Source organism: Frankia sp. CeCAU1 (assembly GCF_977971845.1).
Genome location: NZ_CDWWXA010000077.1, coordinates 2,363 through 23,228, shown reverse-complemented (window position 1 = coordinate 23,228; position 20,866 = coordinate 2,363). Strand labels below are relative to the sequence as shown.

Sequence of the window (20,866 nt, the reverse complement as noted above, 5' to 3'; positions counted from 1 at the left end):
GGACGAACCCGAGGGTGGTGGGGGACGAACTACCCGCTACCTGCGGCGGCCCTGCGCCCACTGGACGTCCTCGCGCAGCGTCTCCACGGTCTGCGCCGGGGTGGGGTGGACCGCGCGCACGGTGGAACGACCCCTCATGGCCAGCACGGCCGCGACGACGCCGAGGACGACAGTGATGATGAGGGCGGCCCAGCCCAGCGCCATCACCTCCCCCAAGCCGAACATGACGGCCAACAAGGCGAAAAGCAGGGTGAAGTAACCGGCGCCGCCCGCTACGGCGAACATGCGGGCGCCCTTGCCGGCCTTCTCCACCTCCTCGCGCATCTCGGCCTTGGCGAGGGCGAGCTCCTGGCGGAACAGTGTGGAGATGTCCGAGACGACGCCGGACACCAGCTCCCCGGTTGATTCGCGGCCCCCGGTCGATCCGTGGTTGCCGGTCGATCCGTGGTTGCCGGTCGATCCGCGGTCCCCGCTCGTGCTCCCGGCGGCCGGCGGGCCCGGCGCGGCCCGGAGAGCCTGGGTGGCATCCGATGAGGTCCGCACCCGTGCACCAGCCACGTACGGGGCGCTATCGTCCGGGTAGGGAACACCGATCGTTCCCGACTGCCGCCGGTGCACACTCCTCATGGGTTCTCCTTGCGGCTTCTCCTGGCGGGGCGTCCGCGTAGCCGTACCCGCGGAACAACGTACGATCTGCGGATTCCCTAGGATCGGCGGCTTAACCCCGGCAGTCGCGCCACCTGGGACGAATTACCGTCTCGTCCGCTTTCCGCCGGGCTCCCGCGCCCGCGACCGGCGCACCCGGTCGTCAGTCCACCCGTTCCTGCGGGGAGGAGTGCTCCCAGTCGGCGAGGATCGTCCGGATCCCGGTGACCAGCAGCAACGGCTGATCGAGCATGACGTGATGGCCGGCGAGCGGGATCTCGATCACCGGTGCCACCCGCCCGAGCAGGTTGTACATCTGGACACCGATGTCGGGGGTGAGCAGGCCCTTCTCGGCCCGAAAGAGCGCGACCCGGCAGTGCACCTTGCGTAGTACCTCGGGCGACGGGGTCCGGTTGCCGAACACCTTCGGGTCGAACTTCCACGTCCAGCCGCCCTGGACCGACCCGATCGAACCCCGGGCGACGTGATCGATGATGAACGGCAGCACGTAGGGCTGCTCCGGCACCGCCCGGAACCGGGCCAGCGCGTCGGTCGCTGTCGGATACACCCGCAGCGGGCCGAACGCCGTCCGGTCCCGGGCCGCCCGTTCCTCCGGGGTGAACTCCTGCACGGGGGAGTCGACGACGACGATGCCGGCGACCCGGTCCGGGTACTGGGCTGCGGTGGTGATCGTCACCCAGCCGCCCATGCTGTGCCCGATGATGATCGGGGGCGAGGCGACCTTGGCGTGGTCGATGACACCGATCACCTCGGCCGCCCAGGTACTGAGCGAGTAGTCCTCGCGCCGGTCGCTGTCACCGTGGCCGGACAGATCCAGCGCGATGACGCGGTACTCCCGCGGAATCATCGGCGCGATGTGGTCCCACCAGCCCGCGTGGGCGGCACCACCGTGGACCAGCACGATCGCCGGCCGACCGCCCCTGCCCCAGCAGCGGTAACTGATAGTCGCGCCCGCCACCTCGGTCTCGTGCCGCTCCGGTCGGTGGTCAAGGGCGGCCTCGAACCAGGCCGGTGCTTCGTCATCCATCCCAGGTCTCTGCCGTTCGGTTCGTCGGGCGGGTGGTTCCATCGTCGCCGGCCGCGGCGACGTGTCCCACCCCTGATACAACACCGCCAGGCCTGCGTTCAGGCCGTTCGCGGCCGTGTTGTCGGATTGGCGATGAGACGGCCACCGCGGAGCGGCGATCATGTAATGCTGGACTGGCCTGCGTAGATGCGTCGGCGGTCGACCCGCCTCGGCCGATGCGCAGGACGCCCGACGCCGCCGGGCGCGAACAGCGCGTGTGCACTTGGTCCGGCGAGGTGACCGGGCCGGTAGCGGAGCCCGGCGGCCCCGTGCGGCGTCACACCCGTTCCCGGAAATACGCGTCGTGTGCCACGGGCATCCCACCGCCGCGGATATTCCCGTGACCGCCGCCACTCCCTTCGCCGCACGGGGTGCAGCGAAGCATTCTGATGTTTCCCATGTGCAACAGAACCGGTAATCTAGCCCGAAATTTCGACCTTTCGGGGGCTGCCGTCCGGCCTGGGCGAGCCGCCCGCCCCGTTGCCGACCCCGCCGGCCCTGGTGCCCGAGTCGTCCGTCTCCGGAGGTGCGGGGGAGGTCGCCAGAACCCTGGCGACCAAAATCGGGCTGGCGTGGAGGCGGCCGTCCCACTGGCCGCCCTACGGCACACGCCGGTGCGAGATCGGTTTCCGGGAGACGGCATCGTGACCATTCTCGCCCCATGAGGCACACTGCTGCGCTCTTTGGCAAGAGTCGAGGGTGCGGAAACCGTTAGGGACCTTGGTCCCGTCGCGCCCGACAGATGGGGGTCGTACACTTTCACCAAGTCCCGACGAGGCCGTGCACCTGCGTTCCCCCCGTACGTTGGGTGAGATGGTCTCGTCGGGACTACTTGTGTCCGGTTGCATCCAGGCCGTTCCCGAGCGAACGGCCCTGGTTCGACCGTTGATGATCTTTTCCTGGTCGCCCACTCCGACCGGGTGATTTCTCGACAGCCGGTCAGCCCCGGCCGGCCGCGTCATCCATCCGGTTCATCCGTCTTCAAATGATCGTCGTCCGCGTGCCCACGGGCGTGGTTCGCGTGGCGATCAGTGTCTGCCGCAGTGTCTGCTCGTTCCCGCCCTGCGTCCTCGGTCGAGGTCGCGGTTCATCGATAGGAACGGACAGCGGGGTGGCGTCCGCTGCCTCCGTGGCTACCTGGGAGAGTATTACTCGGAGTGATTGAGTGTTGCGCTGGGTATCGGAGGCGCGACGATGCAGGTCTCCCGGCCTTGGCCGTGCCCGGGAAGCGGCTGGTCGGGACCGGTGCCGTAACGGTGGTGCCGTAACGGTGGTGCCGTAACGACGAGGTCCGGACGGCTGCGGTGCTGGAGGAGCAGGTCTGGGCCGCTGTGGGCGGCCCCGTGGTCGTCGCGGTGAGTGGCGTCGCCGTCAATCACCACGTGTTGCGGGTTGGCGGTTTTTAGTGACGGATGCCTTTCTCCTCTTGCGGGGATATCGCTTTGCTGACAGGTCTGGCTACGTTCGGACAGATATGAGATGTTTCGTGGGGAGTGGCCATGGGCTGCGGACATGCCGGCGATCGGGATCGATAGCCTGTTTTGGGCATGTACCGACAAAGCCGATGGTTGCCTCCGTAGGGGTCGGAGGGAGCGCGGTAGGTCGCTGGCGGGAGGCCGGCGGAATTCGGAGTCGGTGATGCCGCGAAGGCTGCGGCTCGTCCCGACCGGGTCCTTCGTCGCGGCGCAGCCGCTATGGGGGCTGGCCGGCTCGCACGGGAATGACTCGGAAGGTAGGGGTGAACAGGTGCATGTCCCTGCGGCGCGCATCGTCTTCTCACCGGAGGATCGCGCGGAGATCGCATCGGCCGCGACCGAGATCCTGGCCACCGGTGCGCTGACCTTGGGCGTCCATACCGCTGAATTCGAGGCGGCATTCGCCGCGGCTCACGAGGCCCCGTTCGCGGTCGCCGTGAGCAGTGGAACAGCCGCATTGGAGATCATCCTTCGCAGTCACGGTGTCGAAGGCGCGGATGTCGTCGTGCCGACGAACACGTTTGCGGCGACCGCTTTCGCGGTGCTGCGGGCCGGTGCCATGCCGGTTTTCGCGGATGTGAGTTCGGACACCTTTGCCCTGACCGCCCGCAGTGTCGAGGCCGCGGTGACGCCGCGGACCCGCGCCGTTGTTCTGGTCCACATCGGTGGGCTGATCCCGCCGGACGTGGCCGAGTTGCGGGCCTTCTGTGACGATCGAGGCATCGCGCTGGTCGAGGACGCGGCACATGCCCACGGCAGCCGCCACGGCGACGGCCACGCTGGGTCGTTCGGGATCGCGGGAGCGTTCTCGTTCTATCCAACCAAGGTCATCACGAGCGGTGAGGGCGGAATGATCCTCACGTCCGATCCCGCCATTCACGAAGCCGCTCGGATCTATCGTGACCAGGGCAAAGCCGGTTTTCTCGGGAACGTCCATATCAAGCAGGGGTACGCCTGGCGGCTCAGCGAGATTCATGCGGTCACCGGCCGGGTGCATCTGCGGCATCTCGCCGACTTCCTGGCGACCCGCGCCGCCGTAGCCGCGCGGTACGATGCCGCGCTGGACACCCTGGGTACCGTCACCCGCCTGCAGGTGCCGCCGGATGGTCTCTGCAACTACTACAAGTACATCGTCCTGCCCCGCCCCGGAATCGACCGCGGCCGGCTGAAGAAGGAGCTGAAGGAACGCCACGGCGTCTCTCTGAGCGGTGAGGTCTACGAGTCGCCGCTGCACCGGCAGCCGGTCTTCAGCGACTATGCGCTCCGGTCCCTTCCGGTCGCCGAGGACATCTGCGCCCGGCACGTGTGCCTGCCCATCCATTCGGACATGACCGAGGCGGAGGCCGACCATGTGGTCGCGTCCTTCGCCGCCGCGCTGCAGAGCCTGAGCCTGGACGGATGACGATGAAGATCGCGGTAACCGGAGGGTCGGGTTTCATCGGCAGCCATGTGGTCGACCGTCTGCTTGACGCCGGTCACGACGTTCTCTCACTGGACGTCGAACACCGGCCGGTCGACCCCCGGGCTAGTTACCAGCAGCTCGACGTGCTTGATCTGCCGGCGGTCACCGCCGCGCTGAGGGGCGTCGAGGCCGTCTTCCACATCGCTGGGATGTCCAATGTGGACTTCGCGTTCGCCGACCCGGTGCGCACCGTGCGGCTCAACGTCGAGGGCACCGGGAACATCTGCGAGGCGGCGCGGCAGGTCGGGGTTCGCCGGGTGCTGTTCGCCAGCACCGTCTGGGTGTACGGGGCGGTCGGTGACCGGGCCGGTTCGGCGCCGCTGACGGAGGACGCCGAGATCACGCTGGGCCGCGCCGGGCATGTCTACACCTCGACGAAACTGGCCGCCGAACTGCTGCTGCACAGCTATCAGCAGACCTACGGGCTGTCGTTCACCATCCTGCGTTACGGCATCCCCTACGGCCCCGGAATGCGTGACGAGCTGGTGCTGGCCCGCTTTGTCCGCAAGGCTCTGAACGGCGAGTCGCTGACGGTGGCCGGCGACGGCCTGCAGTTCCGCAACTACGTTTTCGTCCGGGACCTGGCCGAGGCGCACGTGCTGGCTCTGACCCCCGACGCGGCCAACACCACGCTCGCCCTGGAGGGCAGCGAGTCGGTCAGTGTGCTGGAGATGGCACGGGCCGTCCAGGAGTACTTCCCCGGCACCGCCATCGAACACATGCCTGCGCGCCCCGGGGACTTCCGCGGTCGGGAGATCTCCGCGCAGCGGGCCGCGGAGGTGCTCGGCTGGCGACCGACCACACCCTTCTCGGAGGGTGTCCGGCAGTACATCGAGTGGTATCTGGCAAATCGACGGCCTCCGGCTCAGGCGCTCCCGCCTGTCGGCGACCTCGATATCTCCGCGGCCTCCTCGGAGTGATCATGGTGCAGATCGGCGGTAGCACGGTGAATGGACCATCCGAAGATGATGTTGAGGTGGGGGTAGGCGGCCCGCCAGCCGCCGGCGAACCGGGGGTCACGGAACCTGTCCTGCCAGGGCCTGCCGCAGCGGGGGGACCGGTCGCCGGTGCCCTCCCCGCCGATCCGCGCACGCACGGCGTCGATGTCCGGCCCGCCGGGACGCCGACGCGGCGCGGCGGCGCGCTGCTGCTGTCGGGCTCGCTCGGGATGGGCCACGACGTGATGGCACAGGCGTGCGGCGCGTCGCTCACCCGGCGCGGGTTCACCACCCGGACCGCCGACAGCCTGCGCATGCTCGGTGGGCGCAACGGCTCCCGGGGGGAGAAGGTCTTCCGTGGCATGATCGCCGTTCCGGGCCTGTATGACGCCGTGCACTTCTCACAGATGAGAACCGGTGGCCGGCTCGCCCAGGCCATCGAGAGGACGTCGAGCCGGTTCGTCGTCCCGGCACTGCGCGAGGAACTGGCCGCCCAGCCGACCGATCTCGTGATCTCGATCTTCGCTACCGGAGCCGCGGCGGCCAGCCGGGTCAAGGCCGAGTTCCCCGGCCTGGTGACGGCGGTGTTCTCCACTGACTGCTGCGTGCACCGGCTGTGGGTACACGACAACACCGACCTCTACCTGGTCACCTCGCAGACCGCCGCCCGGTACGTGCGGCGGTTCTCGCCGAACGCGCTGATCTCGGTGGTCCCGACCCCGGTCCGGGAACCCTTCTACGACCCGCCCACCCAGGAGGAGGCGCGGGCCGCGCTCGGCATCCCCGCGGACGCTCCCTGCGTGCTGCTGATGTCCGGCTCCTGGGGGCTGGGACCGTTGGTAGAGGGTGCCGAGGCCATGGCCGCGGCGGGCATCTACGTGCTTGCGGTGGCCGGCCGCAACCAGCGGTTGGCCGCGCGGTTGGCGGCTCTGTCGGAACAGCAGCACAAGGTCATCCCGTTCGGCTTCACCGATCGCGTCCCGGCGCTGATGGCGGCGAGCGACCTGGTCGTCACGTCGTCCGGGGACACCTGCAGCGAGGCTCGGGTGATCGGCCGGGACCTGCTGCTCATCGACGTGGTGCCGGGGCATGGCCGGGATAACCTTCAGAAGGAGCTTGAGCGAGGTCATGCCGAGGTGACGAACACCGACCCGGTGTCGTTGACCAGATCCGCGCTCGCGTGCCTTGACCGGGTCAAGCCACCGTCGGACCGGGTAGCGATTGGCCCGCACGCGTGGGAGCAGGCATTCGGGGCGGCTCTGGCGCAGATCGGTTTCGGCGCGGACTGGTGAGGCGAACCCACGGTTCGGGACGGATCCCGAGGGCCACGATGTTGGACGGGACATGAGCAGAGCCCTGGTGATCGGTCTGCCGACCGCGGTCGTCTCGGCGGCTCTCTACGGGATCGCGCCGCTCGTCCAGGCCCGCGCTGCCCGCCGGGAGGAGGAGAGCTCGGGGCTGGGGCTTGCGCTGCTGGCCCGACTGGTGCTGCGCCCCCTGTGGCTGATCGGCCTCGCCGTGGAGGCGGGCTCGTTCCTGCTGGAGGTGTATGCGCTGTCCGTGGCCCCGGTGGCGATGGTCGCCCCGGTGATGGCCCTCGACATGATCGTCTTCACCCTGCTGGCGCAGCGGGTGCTCGGCGAGAACATCAGTCTGACCGGCTGGCTGGGCGTGGTCGCGATGGTCGGCGGTATCGGCCTGCTCGCCTTCGCCTTCACGCGCCGAGCGGAGGTCGGCAGCTCGGCCAGCACCGATGTCCTGCTGGCTTTCCTCGTCCTCGGTCTGGTCTTCGCGTTGCTCTGCGCGTCCCTCGCCAACCTGGCCGCGGTGCGGGAGATGGTCGCGGGCGCCGCGTTCGGATTCGGGGCCGCGGCCGGGGTGAGCTACGCCATCGCCACGCTGGCGACCCGCCAGATCGGCCTGGCGGTGAACGAACGACGTGAGGGGCAGTCCACGCTGGTGGACCTGCTCACCACTCCGACGCCCTACGTCCTCGTGCTGTTCTCCGTGCTGGCGCTCGGTCTTCAGCAGCGTGGCCTGCAAGGGCGCGCCGCCGTCATCGCCTTCCCGGTGACCAGCGGGGTCTCCGCCTTCCTGCCGGTGACTCTGGGCCTGACGCTGTTCAGCGAGCCGGCGCCCGACGGCGTCCGCCGCGCGGCGTTCATCGTCGCGATGGTCCTGGTCGCGGCCGGAATCGCCGCTCTCGGCCGTGATCGGATGGCGGCAGACCGGTCCGTGGACGAACTTGAGAGCGTGCTGCGACCCACCCCCGACGACCGCGGGTTGGGGGACGGCGTCGCGCCCCTGGACGGCCGGCCGGAGGTGGTCGAGCCATCGGATGCGGAGCCGGGGCAGTCGGCAAGGGCCCGGGACGAAGCGGCTTCTAACGCTCGTACCGGCACGGTTGCTCACCGCAGCGGCATGTCGAAGAACTTATAGTGATGTGCCGTGTGCTTTCGGTGAGATAGTCGTCGTGGCCGGCCGCTCGGGTTCACCCCCCGATCGCCCGGGCGCCCGGCCGTCTCCCGCTTGCCCGCCCGCACGTTTCCCGCCCGCACGTTTCCCGCGTATCCCCGCCGCCCAGGTTTGCTGCCCGGCCCGGAGCAGAGCAGGCGCGGACCGGGCGATCAGGGTTTCCTCCGACCGGGTTTCCTCCGGCCGGGTCGTCGAGGCGCCGCCAGCCGCATCTCGACGACCCGGCTGGCTCGTCAGACCCCGAACCGCTGGAGGGCCTTGCGCACCCGCAGGTTCGCCTGCGCGAAGGAGATCTTTCCGTCCACGTAGGCCGACAGCGCCGCGCGGCGGACACGCTCGACGCGCTGATCTTCGATCGGAGTGTTGAGCAGGTTGGTCGTGGCGGTGGCCACGGCAATCACCTCCCAGTGGCAGGGAAACAGGGCGTTGTGCAACTCGCGGGTGACCTCGGACGGCACACCGGACCGGAAGGCGGGGAACGAGGCGACGATGCCTCGGCCGATCCTTTCGACACGAGGTCGATCCGAGATCGGAGATGAGCAGATGGACCCGGAGAGCGGGCGGACGCTGCGCTGCGCCGCCTCGCTAGGAGGGCGACGGGATGGCGACTCTGCGCTCCGCCCGCACCGGCTGACCGAGGACCCGGGCAGGTGCGTTATGGCGCCGCACGCGGGTAGCCGTATTATCACATATGGTCACAACGACTGCCCTCCTCCGCGTTGGGCGGGCGCTCGACGCCCGCGTGGCCTGTTCCGGTCGGGTACAAGGTGGCCAGACGCCGACCCGCCGGGCTGTGACGGGAGACCGCAGGAGCCTTGTCACCCGATCGCCTCGCGGCGAGTGACGCGCTGCCGTATCCACATCACGTTACAATCATGTAACAACCGCGACAAGACGAACGTCCGGACAACGAAGCTCGACCGAACATCTACAAGAGTGCGCGACCGGGAGGCATTGCGCAAGAGCCAACCGGCTCGTGGCGAGACTTCCTGAACAGGTATCTCGGCCCCCAGGCGGATGGAACGATGCCGTTGATCGAATCGTCCGCCGCCTGGCGGGTCCGGCCCGGCGCCGGTCCCGCTCTGAAACACCAGGGCCTGAAACACCAGGGCGGTGCATCCTGGCCCGGGCAGGGGTTGACCGAGGATCACCCGGTTACCGGCGTGATCGGCGGGGTTACGGTCACCGGAGCGATGCGCATCGAACCGTGGGGGCGAGCCGAAAGCGGACGGCCCGGTTCCGGTCGCGACGTGCCGGAGCGACCGGAACCGGGCCGAGGCCGACCAGCGGCGATCTCGTTTTTTCCGATGGGATTTTTCGGCGGGAACAGGGCATCCCACCCCATTCCCCCGGATCAGGGCTGGGTGGTGGTTCAGTCCGGGATGATCCGGCTCCGGTCGAACTCGCCGTCCCGCGCGCCGGCCAGGAACGCGTCCCACTCGGCCGCCGAGAAGGCGAGCACCGGCCCGGTCGGGTTCTTCGAGTCACGGACGGCGACGCTCCCGCCGAGCGCCGCGACCTCCACACACATACCGCCCGCGCCGTTGCTGTAGCTGCTCTTGCGCCAAGCCGCCTCGATGGCATTGTCGGTGATCGGCTTCATATATCTGATCATTTCATTTCCTCTGCGACCGAGAGTATCATCTGGATGGACTCCTCCGGCCGCAGGGCTGCCGCCAGAAGATGATCCAGCTTCACTCTATAGCGCCTGACTTCGGAGGGGCGCTCAATATAGAGACTTCCGGCCGCTTCCTCTATATAGACCACTTCGTTGTCTCCCGACTCGGGGAATCCGAGTATCGAGAATGTGCTTCCCAGGCTGGCATGCGCGCCCACGGAGAAGGGAAGTACCTGAATTGTCACGTTCGGCAGCTCGGACTGTTTGGCGAGGAACTCGAGTTGGCTTCGCATGACGGCTCTGCCGCCGATTGTCCGGCGTAGGACCGCCTCGTCCAGAATCACCCAGAGGCGAGGATGATCGGCGGCGGTGAGCCGGCGCTGCCGGTCCAGCCTGAGCGCGATCTTGCGTTCGACCTCGTCCTCGCTCACCTCCGGATCGTCGGCCCGGATGACGGGCCGGGCGTAGTCGCTGGTCTGCAGCAGCCCATGGACGAGCTGCGATTCGTAGACCGAGATCGAGGCGGCGTCGCCCTCCAGGCCGATATAGATCTCGAACCAGGCGGGGACCACGTCGTGGTAGGTGTGCCACCAGCCGTGGCGCCGGGACTCGCGGGCCAGGGCCAGCAACGCGTCCCGGCGTTCGTCGTCGGTCACGCCGTAGAGAGCCAGCAGGTCGGACACGTCCCGGGTGCGGACCGGCACGCGGCCGTTCTCCATCCGACTGACCTTGGAAACCGAACAGCGCAGCAGTTGGCAGACCTCGTCGACGGAGATGCCCGCCCCCTCGCGAAGTCGTCGTAACTCGGCGCCCAGGCGCCTTCGCCGCACGGTCGGACCGCCGCTCGTGGCCATCGCTCGTCCTTCGGGCTCTTCGGGGTGATGGATGCATCCTGCCACTTGTTCGCCACTCCTCACCCAGGGCGCGCATCGCTGGGTAGCGAAACTCTTACAGAAGCTCTTGCAGAAGAGGCCTGCAGGGGCTATTCTTACCTTGAGTAGTTGTGATGCACCTCAAGGTGAGAGCATGGGGCAGGGCTGGTTGCGGGGAGACGCCGATGGTCATCACGCAGGGTCCGGGATGCCGCTAGGGAGACCGCGCCGAGACACGGCGCCCCGCACCTGTGGTGCCTCCATGCCCGGCGGCCGCTCCATGCCCGGCGGCCGCGTCGCCGGTCCCGCATGTGCCGACGCCGGCGGCTGTCAGGCGTCATCCCTGAGGCGTCACCCCTCACCCCTCAACCGTCAACCGTCAACCGCCGGTTCCGGGTGAGTGGATGACGATCCTCGCCCGGAGCCGGCCATCTCGCCGTTGTCCGTCGTGCGGCTCTCCGTCGTGCGGCTCGCCGCCGTGCTGTCCCCGTCGCGCGGCTGTGCGTCGTGCGGCTGTGCGCGGAGGGGATTTCTTCCGCGGCGGCTCCGGCAGGCAGATCCACGGTCATCATTATCGGACAATCACCGAAAGGCGCGACAATGACGACTCGCCAATTCCAGGTTTATGACGGCGATGGCGAACTGGTGGCCACCTTCCCGGAATGGGAGGCGGCGCACAACTGGGCTCATCTGCGCGCGAACGAGCCGGTGACCTCGCGGCCCGTGCAGATCGAGGATCGGGTCGAACGCCGTACCTGGACGATCGAGGCGGACCGCTGCCGGCTGACCGTGTGGCGGCGACGGGTCGAGTACGGATACTGCGGGAGTGGCGACCTGCGGCATGCCGCTAACGCTCGTAAGCACGCCCGGGCGTCCTGAGCCGGTCCACTCGTGGCTGCTGGTGACTCCCGCCTGCGGGTTGGCGTGGCCCCCGGCCCGTGACGGCTCCGGGGAAGTCCCGGCAAGTTCCGAGGCTTCTCCCAGGTAGTCCACAGCCTCTCCGGACATCGTCCGTCCCATGAGTTCGACGCGGCACCCGGCCCGATGGTCTCCCCACCTCGTGGTGCGTCTCGCCCTGGTGGCCTGGGGGATCGCCGTGGTGGCCCTGTGGTGGTTCGACACCTCCGCGTCCAGCGTCCACGGCGCCGGGCCCGCCATGACCGCGGTCGGTCGGGTCTGCGGCCTGCTGGCGGCCTATCTGGTGCTCGTGCAACTGCTGCTCATGGCGCGGATACCTGCCTTCGAACGCGCCGTCGGTCTCGACCGGCTGGCCGCGTGGCACCGCGGCCTGGGCACGAACGCCATCCTGCTCATCGTCGTCCACATCCTGCTGACGGTGTGGGGTTACGGCCTGGCCGGGCATCATCAGCCGCTCGCCGAGCTCGTCACGGTGATCACGACATACCCGGAGATGTGGAAGGCCACCGTCGGCACCCTGCTGTTCGTGGCCGTCGGGGTCGCGAGTGCCCGGGCGGCCCGGCCGCGCATCTCGTACGAAGTCTGGTACGTGCTGCATCTCACCACCTACCTCGCCGTGTTCCTGGTCTTCTTCCACCAGACGGAGACCGGTGGGGACTTCGTCGGTCACCCGGTTAACCGGCTGCTGTGGACCGCGATGTACGTCTCCGTCGCCGCCTGTCTCGTCGTCTGGCGCCTGATCCTGCCGATTGCGGCCGTGGCCCGGCACCGGATGACGGTCGATCGGGTGGTGGAGGAGGCACCCGGCGTCGTCTCGGTGTGGATCCGCGGTCACGACCTGCACCGGCTCGGTGCGCGTCCGGGACAGTTCCTGCTGTGGCGGTTCGCCGCCCGCGGGCATCTCGTGACCGCGCACCCCTACTCGCTGTCGGCCCCGCCGACAGCGCATCAGCTGCGTATCACGGTCAAGGCCGCCGGCGACCACTCCCGGGCGGTCGCCCTGCTGCGACCGGGCACACCGGTCGTGGCGGAAGGTCCCTTCGGACATTTCACCGCCGCGCGGGCCCACCGGGGCCGGGCGCTGCTCGTCGGCGGGGGCAGCGGAATCGGACCGGTCCGGGCGCTGGCAGAGGATCTTGCCGGTCGTGGCGACGACGTCGTGGTTGTGCACCGGGTGAGCCGGCCGAGCGATCTCGCGCTGGGACGGGAGTTTGAGGCGCTCGCCGATAGCAGTCGAATGATCGTCCACCGGGTGATCGGTTCCCGGCGTGAGCTCGGATACGACCCGCTGGAGGCCCGCTTCCTCGAGGCCGCCATCCCGGACGCCGCCGACCGCGACGTCTTCGTCTGTGGCCCTCGTGGGATGACCACCACGGTCGTCCGGGCGCTTCGCGGTCTCGGCGTTTCCCGTGACCAGATCCACACCGAGGAGTTCGATCTCCGTTGAACGACAACAACGACAACAACGACAACGCCGAAAAACCCTACCGGGGAAGGCTCGGTTTCGTGGCGCTGATGGGAGCCGCCATCCTCGTGGTCGGTGCGAAGGCCGCGACCGGCCACGGGGAGCGGCTGGTGGCACTCGCCGCGTCGCCGACCGCCGCCGGGGCGACCCCTCAGCCCTCCGCTCAGCCCCCTCAGCCCGCTCAGCCCTCCGCGCCGGCGGGCACACCGGCCCCGTCCCCCTCCGCCACCGCGGGGTCCACAGGTTCGGGCTCCGCCGGAACGGTTACCACCCGGACGGTGACCGGGGACGCCATCGATACCCGCTACGGGCCGGTGCAGGTCCAGCTTGTCCTGGTCGGGAAGAAGATCACCGATGTGGTTGTCCTGCAGATGCCGGACCGGGAGCGGCGGGACATCGAGATCAACGAACGGGCCGTGCCGATCCTGCGCCAGGAGGTGCTCGACACCCAGAACGCCCGGATCGACACCGTCTCCGGCGCCTCGTACACCAGCAACGGGTACGCGTGGTCCGTCCAGTCCGCCCTGGACAAGGCCGGTGCCCAGCCTGCCGGTGCCTAGCCTGCCGGTGTCGGGCGGGCCGGTGCCGGTTCGGCCCGGACGGGTCCGCGCCGAACCGGTGATGGGCACCGTCGTCAGCATCGACGTCCGCACCCCGCTCGCCTCAGCGGATCTGGCGGCGGCGATCGAGGCGGCGGCCGCGGTCCTGCACCGGGCGGACGAGGATTTCAGTACGTTCCTGCCCGGGTCCTGGGTCTCTCGAATCCGGCGCGGCGAGGTCGACCTCGCTGTCTGTCCCGACCACGTCCGCGAGGTCTACCGGGTGGCCCGCGCCTGCCGGGAGCGGACCGGCGGCAGGTTCGACCCGGCGTGGCGGGGCGACGGCACGCTGGACCCCACCGGTCTGGTCAAGGGCTGGGCGGCCGAGGCGGCCTCCCGGGTGCTGACTGACGCCGGAGCCGCGGACCACTGCGTCAATGCGGCGGGGGACCTGCGGGCCAGGGGTGTCGCATCGGCGCCGGGGCGACCCTGGCGGGTGGGGGTGTCGGATCCCTTCGACCGGAGCCGGCTCGTCGCGGTGGTCGAGGGCACCGAGCTGGCCGTCGCCACCTCGGGGGTGTTGGAGCGGGGCGCGCACGTGATCGACCCGCGCACCGGCATCCCGGCGACCGAGCTCGTCGCGGTCACCTTCGTTGGACCGGACCTCACTCTGGCGGACGCCTACGCCACGGCCGTCCTCGCCGCCGGCCGGGACGCGTGGACCCTGCTTGCCGATCTTGCTCGGGAGGGATGGGCCTGGCTGATCGTCGATGCCGTCGGTCGGCTGGACCATTCGGGGGGATTCCCCGGCCAGGTGGCCGCCGCCGCGTCCGCACTCCCCGCATCACTCCCCGCATCACTCCCCGCATCACTCCCCGCATCACTCCCCGCATCGGACGGCTCCCGTTCCGCGTCCGCCGGATCCCGATGACCGGTCTTCCCGGCGAGCAGGACGAGACTGGGTGGGTGGACCGTCCGATCAGGGTCCTCGTCGTCGACGACGAGGAGGCGATCACCGACCTTGTGACCATGGCACTGCGCTACGAGGGCTTCGACGTACGCGCCGCGCACTCCGGGCAGGCGGCGTTGACACAGGCCGCCCTGTCCCCGCCGGACCTGCTCGTGCTGGACGTCATGCTCCCCGACATCGACGGGTTCGCGGTCTGCGAGCGGCTGCGGCGATCGGGGCAGGGCGTGCCCACCCTGTTCCTGACGGCCCGGGACGCCACCGAGGACAAGGTGCACGGGCTGACCCTCGGCGGGGACGACTACGTGACGAAACCGTTCGCGGTCAGCGAGCTGATCGCCCGGGTCCGGGCAATCCTGCGCCGGGCCGGGGCCGCCGACGGCGCGCCCACGCCGCTGCGTTTCGCCGATCTCGAGCTCGACCCGGAGACCCGCGAGGTGCGGCGCGCCGGGCGGCACGTCGACCTCACCGCCACCGAGTATCGCCTGCTGCACTACCTGCTCGCGAACGCCCGCAAGGTGCTCACCCGGGCCCAACTCCTCGACCACGTCTGGGGACATGACTTCGGCGGTGACGCGCGGGTCCTGGAGACCTACGTCAGCTATCTGCGACGCAAGATCGACGACGTGCCACCCCCACTGATCCACACGGTGCGCGGCGTCGGCTACGTGCTGCGCCTGCCGCGTTGAGCCGACCGGTCCTGTCCCTGCGGGCCCGGCTGCTGCTGGCCCTGGTGGGCCTGCTGGCCGTCGGGATGGCTCTCGGCGCCGTCGGCACGCGAGGGGCTCTGGGGGCCTACCTGCGTGGCCGGCTGGACCAGCAGGTCCGGGACGCCCATCCGCTGATGGAGCAGTTGCTCCTGCGGGCCGGCGGGGACGGGGACGGGGATGACCACTACCCAGGTTTTGGCACCACGTTCCTGGTGGGCACCTATGGCGCGTTGTACGACGGCGCCGGCCGCCGGCTCGCCGAGGCCAGCCCCGGCCCGGGTGGCCCGGGTGGCCCGGCGGCGCCGACGCAGCGTCCGGCGGTGTCGGCACGCCTGCTCGCCACCGCCTGGCTGCATCCGGACCTCGCGACCGTCCCGCTGTGCACGGTGGGCGCCGAGGACCATGGCGGCCGGTTCAGGATGCTCGCGGAGCGCTTCGACAACGGATATGTGCTGATCGTCGCCGTGCCCTTCGCGGAGGTGAACGCCACCCTTGACCGGGTCACCAGGATCGAGGTCGTGGCGACCTCGGTGGTCACGGCGGCGCTGGCCGTGCTGGCGTACGTCATCATCCGGCTTGGGCTGCGTCCCCTGACCCGGATCGAGCAGACCGCGGACCTGATCGCCCACGGCGACCTGACCAGGCGGGTCGCCGACGCGGACCGCCGGACCGAGGTGGGTCGGCTCGGGCTCGCCTTCAACGCGATGCTCACCCGGATCGAGGCGGCGTTCCGGGCGCGTGAGGTCTCCGAAGGGCGTCTGCGCCGCTTCGTCGGGGACGCGAGCCACGAGCTGCGGACCCCGTTGACGTCGATCCGCGGGTACGCCGAGATGTTCCACCGCGGCGCCGCGGAGCGGCCCGAGGACCTGGCGATGGTCATGCGCCGCATCGAGGAGGAGTCCGCGCGCATGAGCGAGCTGGTGGATGACCTGCTGCTGCTCGCCCGGCTGGACCAGCGGCCGGTGCTGGAGCGCCAGCCGGTCGACGTCGCGGCGATGGTCCGTGACATCGTCACCGACGCCCGTGTGGTGAGCCTGGGACGGACGATCGAGATCGACGTGCCGCCGATCCTCGAGGTGCTCGGCGATGAGGGCCGGCTGCGGCAGGCCGTCGGCAACCTCGTCCGCAACGCCGTCGTCCACACCCCGCCCGACGCCGGGATCTCCGTCTCCGTGGGCCCCCTCGAAGCCGGCTCCCCGGGGCCGCCGGGCGATGGTCCCACCGACGGGATCGTGGTCTCGGTGGTCGACCACGGTCCGGGCGTCCCCGAGGATGCCGTGGCCCACCTCTTCGAACGCTTCTTCCGGGCCGATGCCGGGCGGTCCCGGGACGCCGGCGGGACCGGTCTGGGCCTGTCCATCGTCGACGCCGTCGCCACCGCGCACGGCGGGCGGGTCGAGTACCGGCTGACCCCGGGCGGCGGGGCGACGTTCCGCCTCGTCCTTCCCGGTCCGTCGTAGCCCGACTGACCTGTTCACCTTCGCCGGAAACGGGCCCGGAGACGTGGCGGGCGCGCGCCAGGCGGCGAAGGGGGCGGAGTTCTGGTTCATCACCTCGGTCGTGCTGGCCGGCGCCCTGGGCCCGCGGCGATCCTGATCAGATAGCTCTGGTAAGATGGCCGTCACCACAGGTGATCGTCTTGAGGGGGTGAGACCCATTTCCGCTGTGTCAGGGTGGGTGCTCTCCTCCCGCGGTCGCGCGGTTCGTTCGAGGTAGGCGATCGGGAGGGTGCCCTTCGGCATCCCGAAAGGCTTCCCGTGTCGACATCCGGCCCCTCTCCTTCCTTTCTCTCCCCTTCTCGTCCGTCCTTTCCCTCCTCTTCTCGTCCGTCTTCCTCACCGTTTTCGTCCCTGCCGCGGTCCGTCGTCGTCACGTGGCTGCGGGCCGCCGGCTGCGTCTTCGCGGAGGACGAGGCACGGCTGCTCGTCAATGCGGCCCGGACCCCGGGCGAACTCGCCGCGATGGTGCAGCGGCGCGTCGCCGGTCTGCCCCTGGAACACGTGCTCGGCTGGGCGGAGTTCCACGGCCTGCGGATAGCTGTGGACCCCGGGGTCTTCGTGCCTCGCCGCCGCACGGAGTTCCTCGTCGATCAGGCGGTCGAACGGGTTGCCGGCCGGTCCCGGCCGGTCACTGTCGTCGATCTGTGCTGTGGCTCGGGGGCGATGGGGGTCGCGCTGGTGGCGGCCCTGCCCGGGATCGAAGTACACGCCGCCGACATCGAACCGGCCGCGGTTCGGTGCGCCCGCCGCAACCTCGCCTCCGCCGGTGGCCGGGTCTACGAGGGTGATCTTTACGAGCCGCTGCCAGCCGTCCTACGGGGCCATGTGGACCTGCTGGCCGCGAATGCCCCCTATGTACCCACCGGCGCGATCGAGCTGATGCCGCCGGAGGCTCGCGAGCACGAGCCGCGGGTGGCGCTCGACGGCGGGGCGGACGGGCTCGATGTTCTGCGGCGGGTGGCCGCCGAGGCGCCGCGGTGGCTGGCCCCGGGCGGTCACCTGCTGGTCGAGACCGGCGAGCGGCAGGCGGCATCGATCGTCGAAGCCAGCGCCCAGGCCGGCCTGATCCCCACGGTCGCCAGTTCCGCCGACCTGAACGCCACCGTCGTCATCGCGACCAGGCCGGCCGCGGCTCCCGTGTCCGCGGTGGGCGCGGCAGCTGGACAGCTGCCGCCAGTCGGGTAGGCCCAGCCCTTATCCGCGGCTGCCCGCGGCCTTTCCGCGGGCAGCCGGATGCGGATGGACCGAAGCCGTCCTCGGTGAATCCCCGGGACCTGCTCGTCAGCCAACAGGGGATGTTTCAGGGCAGGACGTCGTAGGTGTAGGTGTCGGTCATGTCGAGCACGCTGCGGGGGGTCGCCGGCGTGCTCGGCGTGCTCGACGAGGCGAACGGGGAGACCAGCGGGTCGTCGATCCGATGGCCGAGGAGGCTTGCCGGGGCGGTCATGTCCGGCTGGTACACGCGGCCGTGACGCCGCATCCAACCCTCCCAGACACGGTCGACGTTGCAGTGGTGCACGAAGAAAACCGGGTCGTTGGGGGACGACGCCAGCGACATGTCCCTGCCCCCGCCGACCCAGCGGTGGACCTGGTTGTGCAGTCCGGTGCCGATGAAGCCTTCGAGACGGTTGCGGAACCCCCGCGAACTCACGTTGAAGGGAGCCTCGTCGTAGCTCGCGAGTGTCGGATCGGCGACGGTATCGAAGGCTGCGGTGATATCGGCGTTGCTCGGCAGGATCGACGATCCGGACGTGGCGCTGCCGAATCTACGCCGCACGCCGCGTTCGGCGACCTGCTGGAGGGCGCCGCTGCTGCTGGTGGAGATCCGTACCCGGAAGCTGGTCGGGTCGGCGGGGTCGAAGAAGAACGCACCGCCGGGGATCGGGGCGCCCTGGCCCCCGAAACCGTCCGGGGTGTTCCGCCACAGTGCCGAAGCAGCGGGGTTCGGCGCCGTGCCGGGGGCGGAGGGTGTCCCGTCGCGCGCCCAGTCCCAGTAGGGCAGCCCGAAGTTCGGGTCGCCGAGAACGCGCTGGAGGTGCACTTCCAGCCAGCCAAGCATGACCCGGTGCCAGGGCAGGAAGACGGGGCCGGCGTGCGCGGCGTTGCGGTTGTTCGGTGACCCTCCCGGGGGGACGGGGGTGTTCATCGCGATGACATGCCAGATGACGAACAGGTCGTAGGTCCGTACCGGTCGGCTCGGACCGGGGATGCCGAACTGATTCGTGCGCAGCGTCGTAGGTTCGTGTTTGAGGAGCTTGATTCCGCGGATATAGGCCTTTCTCGCGTCGTCGTCGAGAAGGATGTCGCGCCGGACGACCGCCATGTCATGCCCCTTCCGGGAGCTCGTCGTGGGCGTCGTGGGCGTCGTGGTGATGGTGCTCGCCCGGATCGCCGTGCGGGCCATGGTCGTCGCCAGAGGCCCCGGGGGAGAACTCCTCGGGGAAGGCGGTGATGATCAGGCGTACCAGGTCGACGACCGAGGGGATCTGGTAGTTGGGCAGGCCGTGGCAGTGTGCCGTGCCGTCGTTGGAAACCCCAATGTGGGCCTTCAGTGGTTGGCCGTCGACGGTGATCTCGTAGGTGGTCGTGATGACGACGTGGTGACCGTCGAAGTCGTCCTCGCGGACACTGCGGGCCGGGTCGCCATGTACGTGTTCCGGCCGGGGAAGGCTAGCAAGATAGTTGGCGAGAAAGGCAGGATGAGTGACGTCTGTCGGGTCCGGTGGCATGTAGTTCCCCCGAATTTCAGGCGGTGAGGTGGTGAGGTGGTGAGGTGGTGTGGTGAGGTGAGGTGACCAAGAATCCACCGGCGGTACGGGTCTGGCAACGAGGTGTCGTCCAGGCGTCTGTGCGTCACGTGGGCCGGAGACGCCGCGGCGCCGCCGGTACCGGGGGATGCGTCAACCTGCCGACCGAGGTGTTATCGGATGGTCGACAGCGCCTTGTTCACGTCTTCGGCGTCGAACTCGACCGGGTCGAACTCGCCTGCGTCGAACTCGCCTGCGTCCCGCAGGCCCAGCCATTCCAGGCGCTCGTCGTGTTCCGGATGGCCGGGGTCGCCGAGGGCCTCGACGAGCTCGCCGATGCGGGCTGCTGATCGCGAGATCGTTGAGGTCCGCCTTGACCTGGGCCTCCGCCGTCGCTTGGGGAGGGCCGGGTAGCCGCCGCGCGGGATGGTGCCATCACCGCGGCGGTCGCTCAGCTCGAGCCGATGCCCAACGTCCCGCCGGCTGCCGAGGTTCGGTCGATGAGAGCGGCGATGCCGTCGAGGATCCGGTCCACGCCGAAGAGAAACTCCTCGGTCTCCTCGAAGCCCGCCGGGCCGTCGCCGATCTCGCCCGCCCAGGCGATGCGGTGCAGCCGCGGATAGGTCCGCTCGTCGACGAGCTCGCGCAGCAACGCCTCGAAGCCCCAGACAGGCGGCGCGTCGCCCCCAGCCGGCCCTACCGCCGCGTCAGCTCCAGCCCCAGCGCAAGGAGCCACAGCCGTCCGGGCCTGGGCGGCAGCCCGGGCGGCATCGTGGGCCATTCGGGCCTCGCTGAGGGCGTACGGAGCTGAGCAGGCCGATCACGCGGAGTTTGTCGGCGTCAGAGCAGCTCCAGGACCGGATGCGAGGCGCGGCCGGAGCCTGCCCGGTGCCAAAGAAGCCATTACGGCGGTGGTTGCCGACGGCGTGGTGCAGTCCGTCGTGACCGGAAACCTGCACTCCATCGCCGAAGTCAAGCTGGGGGCCTTCGGGCTCACGGATTATCTGGACCTGGCAGTGGGCGGGTATGGGGACGACGTCACCGACCAGCTGGTGGGTGGCGAGTACGTCGCGGACGGGCTGGCCGTCGTAGCCGGAGTCCAGGTGCATCGTGGCGCCGGCGGGCAGGCCACCGACCTGGGTGTTCATCTGTTCGATCGTCGGGTCCAGCAGCGGGGAGTCGTGCCGGTTCGCGCCGGCGGAGACCAGCCCGAGGGGGACACCGGCGCCGTCGGTGCCCACCGACCGTTTGAGGCCGCCCTTGCGTCGGTCGACCGGGGACGGGCCGGCGGTGTCACCGCCGCAGGGGGCCTTGGTGATGCAGCCGTCCGCGGTCAGGTTCTCCAGGTCCGGTCCGATTATCTGGTCGTAGGCGGCCACCGTGAGGGCGTGCAGCTTCTGGGCCAGTCCGGTCTTCGCCTAGGCGGTCACCCGGCGGCGGATGGTGCGG

20 protein-coding genes and 1 pseudogene are annotated in these 20,866 nt (G+C 69.7%); 12 read left to right on the top strand and 9 right to left on the bottom strand.

Annotated features, from left to right (window positions below; genetic code table 11):
* Positions 1-36 precede the first annotated feature (36 nt).
* Both AC08OO_RS14565 and AC08OO_RS14560 read right to left on the bottom strand, forming a co-directional pair.
* The gene (locus AC08OO_RS14565) at positions 37-627 is read right to left on the bottom strand and encodes a phage holin family protein (RefSeq protein WP_476611031.1); all 591 of its coding nucleotides are present in this window, start codon (positions 625-627) and stop codon (positions 37-39) included.
* A gap of 181 nt (positions 628-808) precedes the next feature.
* Positions 809-1,693 (bottom strand): alpha/beta fold hydrolase, encoded by an 885-nt coding sequence (locus AC08OO_RS14560; RefSeq protein ID WP_023840146.1) that lies wholly within the window; start codon positions 1,691-1,693, stop codon positions 809-811.
* A gap of 1,785 nt (positions 1,694-3,478) precedes the next feature.
* Here AC08OO_RS14560 and AC08OO_RS14555 point away from each other — a divergent pair.
* From AC08OO_RS14555 to AC08OO_RS14540, 4 genes are read left to right on the top strand one after another with little or no spacing between them, the layout of a single operon-like run.
* A complete protein-coding gene (locus AC08OO_RS14555) occupies positions 3,479-4,609 on the top strand; it encodes a DegT/DnrJ/EryC1/StrS family aminotransferase (RefSeq protein ID WP_476611032.1) in 1,131 nt (376 codons plus the stop codon).
* A 2-nt stretch (positions 4,610-4,611) separates the two neighbouring features.
* Positions 4,612-5,589, top strand: coding sequence for an NAD-dependent epimerase/dehydratase family protein (locus AC08OO_RS14550; RefSeq protein WP_476611033.1), 978 nt, complete (start codon positions 4,612-4,614; stop codon positions 5,587-5,589).
* Between the two features lie 2 nt (positions 5,590-5,591).
* Positions 5,592-6,899 carry an MGDG synthase family glycosyltransferase gene (locus tag AC08OO_RS14545; protein ID WP_476611034.1) on the top strand — a complete coding sequence of 436 codons (1,308 nt, stop codon included), beginning with the start codon at positions 5,592-5,594 and terminating at the stop codon, positions 6,897-6,899.
* Between the two features lie 52 nt (positions 6,900-6,951).
* Positions 6,952-8,046 (top strand): DMT family transporter, encoded by a 1,095-nt coding sequence (locus tag AC08OO_RS14540; protein ID WP_476606927.1) that lies wholly within the window; start codon positions 6,952-6,954, stop codon positions 8,044-8,046.
* A gap of 269 nt (positions 8,047-8,315) precedes the next feature.
* On the opposite strand, the gene AC08OO_RS14535 is transcribed toward AC08OO_RS14540, so the two are convergent.
* The 3 genes from AC08OO_RS14535 to AC08OO_RS14525 all read right to left on the bottom strand — a co-directional run bounded on the left by AC08OO_RS14535 (position 8,316) and on the right by AC08OO_RS14525 (position 10,554).
* Positions 8,316-8,540: a hypothetical protein gene (locus AC08OO_RS14535; RefSeq protein WP_476616847.1), complete on the bottom strand. Its 225-nt coding sequence runs from the start codon at positions 8,538-8,540 to the stop codon at positions 8,316-8,318.
* A 914-nt stretch (positions 8,541-9,454) separates the two neighbouring features.
* Complete coding sequence (locus AC08OO_RS14530) at positions 9,455-9,697, bottom strand: DUF397 domain-containing protein (RefSeq protein WP_476606928.1); 243 nt, start codon at positions 9,695-9,697, stop codon at positions 9,455-9,457.
* On the bottom strand, positions 9,694-10,554 hold the full coding sequence (locus AC08OO_RS14525) for a helix-turn-helix domain-containing protein (protein WP_023840143.1): 861 nt from the start codon (positions 10,552-10,554) through the stop codon (positions 9,694-9,696). The genes AC08OO_RS14530 and AC08OO_RS14525 overlap by 4 nt, the downstream gene beginning before the upstream one ends.
* A 618-nt stretch (positions 10,555-11,172) precedes the next feature.
* Between AC08OO_RS14525 and AC08OO_RS14520 the strand changes: the two genes are divergently transcribed.
* The 7 genes from AC08OO_RS14520 to AC08OO_RS14490 all read left to right on the top strand — a co-directional run bounded on the left by AC08OO_RS14520 (position 11,173) and on the right by AC08OO_RS14490 (position 17,855).
* Complete coding sequence (locus tag AC08OO_RS14520) at positions 11,173-11,451, top strand: hypothetical protein (protein ID WP_011434699.1); 279 nt, start codon at positions 11,173-11,175, stop codon at positions 11,449-11,451.
* A gap of 139 nt (positions 11,452-11,590) precedes the next feature.
* Positions 11,591-12,937: a ferredoxin reductase family protein gene (locus AC08OO_RS14515; RefSeq protein ID WP_476611035.1), complete on the top strand. Its 1,347-nt coding sequence runs from the start codon at positions 11,591-11,593 to the stop codon at positions 12,935-12,937.
* Positions 12,934-13,515, top strand: coding sequence for an FMN-binding protein (locus AC08OO_RS14510; protein WP_476611036.1), 582 nt, complete (start codon positions 12,934-12,936; stop codon positions 13,513-13,515). The genes AC08OO_RS14515 and AC08OO_RS14510 overlap by 4 nt, the downstream gene beginning before the upstream one ends.
* A complete protein-coding gene (locus AC08OO_RS14505) occupies positions 13,493-14,425 on the top strand; it encodes an FAD:protein FMN transferase (RefSeq protein WP_476618655.1) in 933 nt (310 codons plus the stop codon). Before AC08OO_RS14510 ends, AC08OO_RS14505 begins: the two co-directional genes overlap by 23 nt.
* Entirely contained in the window at positions 14,422-15,150 is a 729-nt protein-coding gene (locus tag AC08OO_RS14500) for a response regulator transcription factor (protein ID WP_011434703.1), read from the top strand. The genes AC08OO_RS14505 and AC08OO_RS14500 overlap by 4 nt, the downstream gene beginning before the upstream one ends.
* A gap of 65 nt (positions 15,151-15,215) precedes the next feature.
* Positions 15,216-16,631: a sensor histidine kinase gene (locus AC08OO_RS14495; protein WP_476611378.1), complete on the top strand. Its 1,416-nt coding sequence runs from the start codon at positions 15,216-15,218 to the stop codon at positions 16,629-16,631.
* A gap of 297 nt (positions 16,632-16,928) precedes the next feature.
* Positions 16,929-17,855, top strand: coding sequence for a putative protein N(5)-glutamine methyltransferase (locus AC08OO_RS14490; protein ID WP_476611373.1), 927 nt, complete (start codon positions 16,929-16,931; stop codon positions 17,853-17,855).
* A gap of 115 nt (positions 17,856-17,970) precedes the next feature.
* On the opposite strand, the gene AC08OO_RS14485 is transcribed toward AC08OO_RS14490, so the two are convergent.
* Together AC08OO_RS14485 and AC08OO_RS14480 are read right to left on the bottom strand one after the other, a co-directional pair.
* Positions 17,971-18,993, bottom strand: coding sequence for a tyrosinase family protein (locus AC08OO_RS14485; protein WP_476611374.1), 1,023 nt, complete (start codon positions 18,991-18,993; stop codon positions 17,971-17,973).
* A gap of 1 nt (position 18,994) precedes the next feature.
* Entirely contained in the window at positions 18,995-19,399 is a 405-nt protein-coding gene (locus AC08OO_RS14480) for a hypothetical protein (protein WP_476606229.1), read from the bottom strand.
* A gap of 62 nt (positions 19,400-19,461) precedes the next feature.
* Here AC08OO_RS14480 and AC08OO_RS14475 point away from each other — a divergent pair, with 62 nt between their 5' ends.
* Positions 19,462-19,767 (top strand): hypothetical protein, encoded by a 306-nt coding sequence (locus tag AC08OO_RS14475; protein WP_476611375.1) that lies wholly within the window; start codon positions 19,462-19,464, stop codon positions 19,765-19,767.
* A gap of 101 nt (positions 19,768-19,868) precedes the next feature.
* Here AC08OO_RS14475 and AC08OO_RS14470 read toward each other — a convergent pair whose 3' ends face one another.
* Positions 19,869-20,069 (bottom strand): hypothetical protein, encoded by a 201-nt coding sequence (locus tag AC08OO_RS14470; protein ID WP_476611376.1) that lies wholly within the window; start codon positions 20,067-20,069, stop codon positions 19,869-19,871.
* Positions 20,070-20,424: 355 nt separating this feature from the next.
* A pseudogene (locus tag AC08OO_RS14465) lies at positions 20,425-20,866 on the bottom strand (transposase); the annotation flags it as partial.

What these genes read in the sequence shown, in the direction of transcription:
- AC08OO_RS14565 (WP_476611031.1), bottom strand. Translation starts at nt 627, where the DNA reads ATGAGGAGTGTGCACCGGCGGCAGTCGGGAACGATCGGTGTTCCCTAC.
- AC08OO_RS14560 (WP_023840146.1), bottom strand. Translation starts at nt 1,693, where the DNA reads ATGGATGACGAAGCACCGGCCTGGTTCGAGGCCGCCCTTGACCACCGA.
- AC08OO_RS14550 (WP_476611033.1), top strand. Translation starts at nt 4,612, where the DNA reads ATGAAGATCGCGGTAACCGGAGGGTCGGGTTTCATCGGCAGCCATGTG.
- AC08OO_RS14545 (WP_476611034.1), top strand. Translation starts at nt 5,592, where the DNA reads ATGGTGCAGATCGGCGGTAGCACGGTGAATGGACCATCCGAAGATGAT.
- AC08OO_RS14540 (WP_476606927.1), top strand. Translation starts at nt 6,952, where the DNA reads ATGAGCAGAGCCCTGGTGATCGGTCTGCCGACCGCGGTCGTCTCGGCG.
- AC08OO_RS14530 (WP_476606928.1), bottom strand. Translation starts at nt 9,697, where the DNA reads ATGATCAGATATATGAAGCCGATCACCGACAATGCCATCGAGGCGGCT.
- AC08OO_RS14525 (WP_023840143.1), bottom strand. Translation starts at nt 10,554, where the DNA reads ATGGCCACGAGCGGCGGTCCGACCGTGCGGCGAAGGCGCCTGGGCGCC.
- AC08OO_RS14520 (WP_011434699.1), top strand. Translation starts at nt 11,173, where the DNA reads ATGACGACTCGCCAATTCCAGGTTTATGACGGCGATGGCGAACTGGTG.
- AC08OO_RS14515 (WP_476611035.1), top strand. Translation starts at nt 11,591, where the DNA reads ATGAGTTCGACGCGGCACCCGGCCCGATGGTCTCCCCACCTCGTGGTG.
- AC08OO_RS14500 (WP_011434703.1), top strand. Translation starts at nt 14,422, where the DNA reads ATGACCGGTCTTCCCGGCGAGCAGGACGAGACTGGGTGGGTGGACCGT.
- AC08OO_RS14495 (WP_476611378.1), top strand. Translation starts at nt 15,216, where the DNA reads ATGGCTCTCGGCGCCGTCGGCACGCGAGGGGCTCTGGGGGCCTACCTG.
- AC08OO_RS14485 (WP_476611374.1), bottom strand. Translation starts at nt 18,993, where the DNA reads ATGGCGGTCGTCCGGCGCGACATCCTTCTCGACGACGACGCGAGAAAG.
- AC08OO_RS14480 (WP_476606229.1), bottom strand. Translation starts at nt 19,399, where the DNA reads ATGCCACCGGACCCGACAGACGTCACTCATCCTGCCTTTCTCGCCAAC.